This window comes from Agaribacillus sp. DX54, assembly GCF_056858335.1.
Window position 1 is genome coordinate 1 of the sequence record NZ_JBXEQE010000065.1, and the last position, 8,404, is coordinate 8,404.

General features: G+C 45.1%; 10 protein-coding genes. 3 read left to right on the forward strand and 7 right to left on the reverse strand.

Annotated features, from left to right (window positions below; all coding sequences use genetic code 11):
• Positions 1–246 precede the first annotated feature (246 nt).
• A complete protein-coding gene (locus AC04NP_RS29915) occupies positions 247–672 on the forward strand; it encodes a hypothetical protein (RefSeq protein WP_482863786.1) in 426 nt (141 codons plus the stop codon).
• A 438-nt stretch (positions 673–1,110) separates the two neighbouring features.
• Here AC04NP_RS29915 and AC04NP_RS29920 read toward each other — a convergent pair whose 3' ends face one another.
• Entirely contained in the window at positions 1,111–1,263 is a 153-nt protein-coding gene (locus AC04NP_RS29920) for a hypothetical protein (protein ID WP_482863787.1), read from the reverse strand.
• Between the two features lie 423 nt (positions 1,264–1,686).
• On the opposite strand from AC04NP_RS29920, the gene AC04NP_RS29925 reads away from it, so the two are divergent.
• Positions 1,687–1,809, forward strand: coding sequence for a hypothetical protein (locus tag AC04NP_RS29925; protein WP_482863788.1), 123 nt, complete (start codon positions 1,687–1,689; stop codon positions 1,807–1,809).
• A 73-nt stretch (positions 1,810–1,882) separates the two neighbouring features.
• On the opposite strand, the gene AC04NP_RS29930 is transcribed toward AC04NP_RS29925, so the two are convergent.
• The 4 genes from AC04NP_RS29930 to AC04NP_RS29945 form a co-directional block, all read right to left on the reverse strand.
• Positions 1,883–2,764 carry a tyrosine-type recombinase/integrase gene (locus AC04NP_RS29930; RefSeq protein ID WP_482863789.1) on the reverse strand — a complete coding sequence of 294 codons (882 nt, stop codon included), beginning with the start codon at positions 2,762–2,764 and terminating at the stop codon, positions 1,883–1,885.
• Positions 2,700–3,668 (reverse strand): tyrosine-type recombinase/integrase, encoded by a 969-nt coding sequence (locus AC04NP_RS29935; RefSeq protein ID WP_482863790.1) that lies wholly within the window; start codon positions 3,666–3,668, stop codon positions 2,700–2,702. Before AC04NP_RS29935 ends, AC04NP_RS29930 begins: the two co-directional genes overlap by 65 nt.
• A 77-nt stretch (positions 3,669–3,745) precedes the next feature.
• Positions 3,746–6,304: a toprim domain-containing protein gene (locus AC04NP_RS29940; protein ID WP_482863791.1), complete on the reverse strand. Its 2,559-nt coding sequence runs from the start codon at positions 6,302–6,304 to the stop codon at positions 3,746–3,748.
• Positions 6,301–6,549: a SymE family type I addiction module toxin gene (locus AC04NP_RS29945; RefSeq protein ID WP_482863792.1), complete on the reverse strand. Its 249-nt coding sequence runs from the start codon at positions 6,547–6,549 to the stop codon at positions 6,301–6,303. Before AC04NP_RS29945 ends, AC04NP_RS29940 begins: the two co-directional genes overlap by 4 nt.
• A gap of 156 nt (positions 6,550–6,705) precedes the next feature.
• On the opposite strand from AC04NP_RS29945, the gene AC04NP_RS29950 reads away from it, so the two are divergent.
• Positions 6,706–7,041 (forward strand): helix-turn-helix domain-containing protein, encoded by a 336-nt coding sequence (locus AC04NP_RS29950; protein ID WP_482863793.1) that lies wholly within the window; start codon positions 6,706–6,708, stop codon positions 7,039–7,041.
• A gap of 49 nt (positions 7,042–7,090) precedes the next feature.
• Here the strand turns inward: AC04NP_RS29950 and AC04NP_RS29955 are convergent, their stop codons facing one another.
• Entirely contained in the window at positions 7,091–7,438 is a 348-nt protein-coding gene (locus tag AC04NP_RS29955; protein ID WP_482863794.1) for a hypothetical protein, read from the reverse strand.
• On the reverse strand, positions 7,425–8,404 hold a 980-nt coding region (locus AC04NP_RS29960), incomplete at its 5' end, for an RHS repeat-associated core domain-containing protein (protein ID WP_482863796.1). The genes AC04NP_RS29960 and AC04NP_RS29955, both read right to left, overlap by 14 nt.

The window sequence follows — 8,404 nt, forward strand, 5'->3', positions numbered from 1 at the left end:
AATAGTCATCCGCTGATATTATAGGTGACTTGGTATGGGTTATCTTAAAATCATCAAAGAACGTTTCTATTAACCCTACACGGATTTTTTAGCTCGGTCGGACGCTGACGGGCACAACCTGTAAAAGAACTTTCAGTACCTTTATAGCACCTGACAGCAAGATAACATTTTTCTTTCAGTTGAATAATTCAATTGAAAAATAAGAGCCTTATATTTACCTTATTCTAGTCAAAATATTTACAGCTGATGGAGGTTAAAGATCTTCTTTTATTCATTCTACCAATATTTACAGGGTTAATTGGATCCTATCTTACTTATGTTTTTGGCATTAGGTCAAAAAAAGACGAGGCAATGTTAAAATTTAAGGAAGAAAAATATGCTAATCTTCTTATTTTGCTTCAAGGCTTTATTGGCAAAACCGTCTCTGCTGATACTAAAAGAAAGTTTTTTGAGGAACAATATAAATCTTGGCTTTACAGCTCTGATCAGGTTGTATTAGCTATAAATCAGATGGTTGATTTAGTGATTAAATCTCAGTTGGATAAACCAAATTTTGAAGAACATCGGGAGGCTGTTGGTAAAATAGTTTTAGCAATGAGGAAGGATATGTTAGGTAAAAGAAAAACACACCTGAGCCCTAAAAATTTTATATATACAAATGTAATTGACTAGCGATCAACTTAAAATGGAAAGTATATCTAATATTACTTTTACCAGTTTAATTAGCGGTTTTGTTATTTTAATCACCTTTTTAACCTTTTTATTTTTCTTGCTCATGGCACTCATTTTTAATTAAAAAAATTAAGTGCGCCGTGCTGCCTTAAATATATACTTTGCTGATTTAAATGTATAGGACAACAAAAAGTGCCTTTATTGACCCTATTTGATGGTTTTGATTTTGCAATATGCGTCTATTGGCTTTAAACATTGATTTTATTATGACAAAAAACCCATAATTTTTTTTCATTTATCTTAAGTTTCTGGTAAGCGATCAGGTTAGGCCATCCCTGGGCTTTCCCTCGTACCCAAGCTATTTTACATAATGCTTTGTTATATAAACTCCTCACTGTTGGTTTGATTTTATTGGTGTTGCGGGTTATATAACCGCCATTATGCACTAACGGCTTTCAGCAAATAGCCCCTGGCCAGCCGCACCCTTTCGGTCACGATCCCCGGCCTGCCCTTCGCTACATTCGGTTCCCAAACGCGCCAGGCCAGCGCCAGATAAAAGCTACTACTTTGATGCCGACATTTGGGAACCATTCCGCCCCCCTTTCTGGCTTTTAAGGAAGAATAAGTAAAAGGTCAACATTCCGGTGAAGGGTAAAAATCCGGATGAACGATTTTCTTATACTCTGAACACTGTGGATTTTTACCCTGAGCCGGGATGCTCCAAGCAAGCTCCCTTACCTGTCTACAACGACTAATCCTGGTTTTGCGCGGTAAGGTAGCAGTGGCTTTCTTAGAGGCTTCTTTCCGCACCGTTACCGCATCCCGAAGGAAGCCTGTCGGTGAGTAGCCGGCAGAAGGGTGGGCAAAAAAGCAAAGGCAGGCCTTGCGGGCCAGCTAAATAGCGATAGCGGTTTACGGCGCGAGCATTTGCTTTTTTCCTGCGCGGAGTAAAAACGGGGGGCCGGCGGGCCGCAGTGCTGACTGAGGGCGCAAGGTGCGGACAAACAAGGGGCTGTGGTTGCAGGTGAAGCGCAGGCCATAGCGGCTGACCTGCAAGGAGAACAGCCCGTGAAGGTAGTGAAGGTGGATAGCTGGGGCCCTGAGCGCAATGGCCATAGCGGGAAGCTAGCTACCTGAACGACTGAACACCGCTTTACCTGCGTGCTATGGAAAAAGGACGCCTAGCTTAGCGGGATCGCTTACGCCATTTTTAACCTAGCGGATGTTTTTTCATCACCGCCGCTTTTAGTTCCTCTATATGAGTTTGTTTGTATCTCTCTGTCGATGAAGCCTGTTTATGCCCTGCAAATACCTGTACTACCCTTGTGTCTTTTCCAGTTTTAAACAAGTTCACAAGCACACTCTGGCGGATCGTTTGTGCACTCAGGGCTTTATCACTAAACAGGTGTTTTTTGGCTTCTATCACCTTTCTGATCCCGCAGCCGCTTTCTGGTAAACCTCTCTTTGTCAGCAATAGCTTATCGGTGGACTGCTTTAATAAGCCTGGCCGCTCCCTTGTCAGGTAATGGCTAATAAGCATCACCTGACGGGAATGCAGGCCCAACGTCCTGGCATTTAACTGATGGGTGGCCCTGATGTAGATCGTAGCCGGCTCAAGATTAATATCCTTTATCTCAAGGTTAATGATGTTTTGGGTAGCGAGCCCCTGATAGATTAGTAAACTTACGATCAGCTTATTTCTGTAATACAACCTTCTATAAACCGCCCTTCCCTGGCCAGTTTGTGGCAGCACATCTTCCATTAATGTTTCGAGTTTTGCGGGGGAGAACAGGCCGGCAGGGTTAACCCCCTGGTCTTTGCTGTAGCGCAGCTTTACATACTTGCATGGGTGGTCTGCCCTTCGCCCAGTCTGCTGCAGCCAGTCATAATAAGCCTTCACAGCGGCCAGTACTCTTGTAACTGTGCCCCCTTTCAGGCCCTGGTCCCGCAGGTTGCCAAGATGGGCCAGTACCTGGCGGTAACCAGCCTGCCTATGATTACTTGTCTGTCCCTGATAGCGCATAATATCAAGGTAATACTGGTGGGCTGTCCTCGGGCGGTAATGGTCTTGCAAGTAGGTCTGTAGCTTCATAGCTTATCTTTTGTTTTAGGTAATCTGAGCTGATATGGGTATAGGCCTGGGTGGTAGTGATCTTGCGGTGGCCCAAAAAATCTTTTACCTGCTCGAGTGTCATGCCTGACTCTAAAAGGTGCGTGGCAATCGCATGGCGCAGGTGGTGACAGCTTACTGCCCTGGTGATCCCTGACCTGGCTAAAAGATAGCGCAGCCTTTTTCTGTAACTACCCGCCTGCATACGCCTGCCGCAACTATTGAGCATAAATGCGGCTGTCACATAACATGGGGCTACATACTGGCCTCTTTCTTTGTGTAAATAACTTTGCAGGCCTTCTTTCACACGACCGCTTAGCGGAACGGTTCTACTTTGGCCGTTCTTTGATGGGCGCACATACAAAAAGCCTGTGCGAAGATTAACGTCCCCCACATCTAAACCGATCGCCTCGCTCAGCCTTAACCCGCAGCCGTAAAGCAGTGATAAAAGGGCCGTGTCTTTGGCAGTTTCTGCTTTCGCATATATTGTTTTTATATCCCCCACTGATAACAGGTTTTCCCTTCTTTTTACCGCCCCCTCATACAACAGTCCGCTCATGGGGTCTTGTGCTATTCTTCCCTGCGCTGTGAGGGAGGAAAAAAATAGCGAGCATACATAAAGCCTCGAGGTAATGGTTGCAGCACTCAAGCCCCCACCCCTGATATAGTTCGGGCGGGTTTCTAAATAAATCTTGTAGCGGGCGATTACTTCGCTGTCTACTCCGGATACGTCCCCGATGCCGCCTGCTTCAAGCCAGCCAAGCAATTCCCTTATCCCCGTTAAAAACTTCTGCTGTGTGGACTCACCGTAACCCAACGCATGAAGCCAGCTTTTAAACTCGCTGCAAAGATGATTGTAATAATCGCTTTTGATGGTAAATTTCATGGGTGGTTTTTAGCTAATGGCTGGGGGGTACCCTCTCTCTTTTCTGGAACGCGGAACGCTAGCGGTAAAATGTGCCTTCATTTGACTGATTCAATGTTTTTGACCATTTCTGGCGTTCCATCTGGTGTTCCACCGGTTTGGAACGCCAGCGTTTTGTTTGATTCAATATCGAGTTCCAGTTGATCTAATTGCCCCTGCAGGTGGCGTTTTACCTTATCTCTTAGTTTGGCAATGTTGTCCCAGTAGCTGATCTTGTATCGATAACCCCTGTTGGCATAACCGCCCACCAGCGCCAGGTATTCCAGGGACAAAAGCTCCCTGATATAGCGGTGCAAGCCGCTCTTGCTTACATGCAGCGCCTGGCGTATCTCACGCTGGCTAAAGCTGTAACTTTCATAGTGTTCGCCGCCTTTTAGCCTTACATACTCCTTGAGCCTTTCATAAAAGAGCCTTAGGCTCCCGTCAAGTTCGTCTACCTTCAGCACAATGCTTTCAAACATAATCTCTGCAGCCAGTTGTAAATCTTCCCTCTCTGTGATCAGCCGGCCCTGGCGGTCTTTCTTCCTTCGGTATTGGTGAAGGATAGTCACCTGCTTGACAAAGCCCTGGTAAAGCTCATTCAGCCGACGGATTTTGTGCGCCTCTGCCGGCAGGCTCACTTTGCCCGCATACGGATTGATCACCCGCAAGGGTTTTAAAAGTCTGACCAGGTTGCAGATAAATTCAGTGGTCTGTTTTTGCTTTGCTGTGTCCACCTGTCCGGAGGCTTTGGCGTTCTGGTAGGCGATTACTCTTGCTGTTTGTTCTTTGGTTTCATCCACGGCGATTAAGAATACCCTGCCCATGTTGTCCTCGTACACCTCACCTTTGGTCGTGCAGGCAAGGCTCGCCATCGGGCCGTACACCACCTTTTGGTAAGAGCGGATATTGCCCTTCTCATCCTGGCCCGTGGTGCTGGTGGAAAGCATCTCCCGCGACTGCAGCTCGCGGAAGGCCAACTGTGCTTTCTCTTCCATACCGTCTAAATCCTCTAAGCAGATCAGCTTGTTTTTAAGATCATAAGCGCCGTAATTGTAAAAGCTCCCTTCGGTAACACGGGTAAAGTGGTAAACTGCTTCTTCCGGAACCAGACCCGAGACTTTGGCCAGCAAATGGGTTTTGCCGCTGCCCGAAGAACCCTGGATCAGGGCGTGAAGCGTTGCTTCCATTTTATAGCTGGTGGCGATCACAAACAAAAACAGCCGGCTGGTTTCCTCGCCTACCACACCGGCCTGGCCGATCAGGGCATTCAGCCGCTTAAGCAATCCGGGCCCCGATAAAAAGGCCCTGGCGGCCTGGGTCTCGGCCGGTGACAATAGGTGTGTTTTGGGCGGAGCGGTTTCTGTCTGACCATAGCGTTCTTCGCGGTAGCTTTCTAGCTTGTCGGTTAAATGTTCCAGGTCTATTTGTAAAAGATCAGCCCTGATGGTAAGTTTCTCCGATGCTTCCCTTGCCACCCTTTCCACCTGGCGGTGTTCGTATAAATCAAGCTTGTTGCGGTATTTAATCCGCGCTGTAGGATGCTGTATGATCAGCGTAACCCGCAGGCTGTCCCATTCCTTCCTCACCCCACCGGCAACATAATAGCTGGCAAGATGGGTGGTAAAGCTTAAGCGGTTGGGGTTTTCACTCACAAGCGTGCCAGGCCCGGTGGCCCCGGTCTGCACCGGTTTTCTCCCGTTAAGCAGATGCGCAAAAACTTCGCCGTCATGACTTTGGGCCAGGCTGTTGATATCCTCACCCTCAGGGGTGGCAACGCTGGTGATTTTTCTTTTGAAAGATAAAAGCTGGTCAGCTATTTTTTTAACGGCTTGTTCTCCTGGCTCATCCCCATCCAGGAACAAAATAATTTCCTCTAAGCGTGTAAGTTGGCTAATCGCCTCTTTGTGCTCTCTTGTCAGCCCGTTGGTACCGTAAAGCGCGAGTACTGCGTGCTCCTTTGTTACTTCCTGGTTTTGTAGTAAAGTGGCGGCATCGATGACCGATTCTGTCAGTACCAGTGACCTTGTAGTGGGTTCCGGATAGCCCGGATAAAGTCCGCTTCTGTTTTTTGAGTAGTAATGTCTTGAAGCGGCGTCATTATAAATGCTTCTGCCGTAAAAGCTGCTGATCTGGTTTTCACCATCGCGCAAGGGAAAAACAATACAATACTTCATCTGCGGCCAGCTTGCAGCGTTATAGCCCGCTTCAAGGTTGCTGGGGTTTAGATGGCGGCTATTTAAATAACTCCTGGCCTTCTCGCTTTTCTTTAGGTTGGCCTTAAAGACAGTGAACAGTTTGTTGTACGGTGGGGACGGTTCTTTTTTTGCAAGGGTTGGCTGTGGGGTGATGACTCCTGCCCAGGCCTTTAGCTGGTTAATGGCCTCATGGGTGCTTAGCTTTAAATACTTCTCTGTTAAGCTAATAATGTCCATCGTACCGGCTGAGCAATTGGAACTAAAACAAGTAGCAATGTTTTTTTCAGCGGAGAACTGCAGGCTCGGGTTTTTATCATCATGGAAAGGACACAACGCCTTGCCGTGTTTGTTTACCCGAATGCCCAGGTGAGCGGCTACTTCCAGGATGGACAGGCTTTGTTTGAGCTGTTCAATAGTCATTGGCTCAACTTTTTAAGGGTTTGCTTTACTTCCTGCAAAGCTGCCTTGTAATTGGTATCCCCTTCTACCGGCTCGATGATCAACAGCCTGTCACGCATGGTGATGTTTACCCGCTCACCTATTTTAAAACCCAACTGCTCTATCCAAACTCCTGTTAACCTGAGTTCCGGTACTATCCTGGTCCCCGAACTTAATGAGCGATGCTGCTGGTAAACTTTGAGCTGGCGAGTGGTCTTTGCTTTCATCGAGATATTTTTTAAAAAAGTTTATATGTAACTATTGGATACAAATATATCTGATGTTTTCAATTAAACAAGCAACTATTGGATTTTTTTATCCCTTATAATTACTTATTTTTACTAGATAGATTGATTTTTATAGATAAAAGTATCTTATCAGAGATGAACACAGGCAAAATTATCACCAATTTAAGAGAACAGAACGGATGGTCACAGACAGACTTGGCTGATAAAAGTGGCGTTTCAAGGGTGATGATTGGCAAGTATGAAAGAGGCGAAGCCATCCCTTCTATTGAAGTGGCCAAAAAAATAGCCGATACCTTTGAGGTGTCTTTGGATTACCTGGTAGGCGAAGGCATGAATGCTAAGTTTGATAAGAAAACTTTGAAGCGACTGGAAGAACTACAACTACTTGAAGATGATAAAAGAAAAACACTCTTTGATTTGATTGATACCTACATCAGAGATGCTAAAATAAGAAAGGCTCACGCATCTTAAAACCACCAAAACAAAAAGCCCGACCATTGCTGATCGGGCCTTTATTTTGTTATTTATCAAGCTTGAGTAACACATCATTAATTTTAAGCCTTCTATTATTAATTACAACTACTTTCCTCTCTCGATCTGACATGTAACCTCCTTGAAGCTCTTCAAATTGTTCTGCTGGAAAGCATTTAAGTAAAAGCGTATCACTCTTAATAACTTCCCAGTTGCCTTCACAACTTGATTTAACTTCAATATACCTTTGAGTAAATAGAAAGGTCTTATCTTCATTAAGCTGTAAGCTGTAGGTATAATCTTTACCTTTGGCTGAATAATTTCCAACCAAAGTGGTTCTTGGTGAGCATGATAGCTGCACCACGAAAATTGTTAATAATATTTTAGTAAGCTTCATCGAATGGGGGAAGTATTATTCCTTTAATATCCTTTAATCTAAAATTTGAAGGAAGCCCTCTCAAGCTACCTGCTGCTCCTGGGTATGCTCTTATCAAAGCATCACGATTTGAGTTAATATTTACAGGTGCTACCCCTGTATTCGCTGCTCCACCAGGAGCATATATCTTGCTTCCATCAGAAGCCTGAATATTTTGCACCCATGCAGGAGTTATATCACTAAATGATTTAGCTGTAAAAGAGGAAGTAAGTCCAGAAACAGACGACGGATCATATGCAAACTGTGCTTTGTAGCCTGCTACTTCATCAAAAATATCTGCCCCGAAAGTACTACCGTTCTCACTAAAAGCCACATGACCAGCTAAAAACTGTCCCGCATGTGTAGATTCATGAACAAAATTTGCAGTAGTTCCAAAGCCTATAACAACGTTACCTGTTCCAGAATCATAACTCACACCACCTTCACCTTGAACTCCCGATTGCAAACTGAAAACTTGTGCGCTATTTTCTATTTCATTAAGAGTTCCTAATGTTGAATTCAGGCTCGAAATGCGCTTATCTACGTTTCCTAATTTATTTGATAACTTCTCTTGACTCCAGCCCTTGGCTTCAGCTTTCGAACGTAATTTGTCAGCCCTTCCCTGAAGCTTGTCTCTGCGATTTTCTACGTACCCCTTTTGTCGTTCCCATTCCTTTTGACTTCCTTCTTCAATCACCATTCCAGTTGGATCAATAAATATCAGTGGGTTATTTGCAGACCAACTGTAAGGACTGTATGCATAATATAAATCAGCCATTGGGTCTTGTTGAAACGTCCTTCCCAGTACAGGATCGTTCATTCTAGCATGGAAGTCATATGTATTTAAACCCAGCTCCGGCTGCAGCTCCTTCCCATTAAACTTATACCTTTGATCGACAGCACTCTCCCTCTGATAAGCATTTTGAGCTATCTGCAACCCAAACGGGT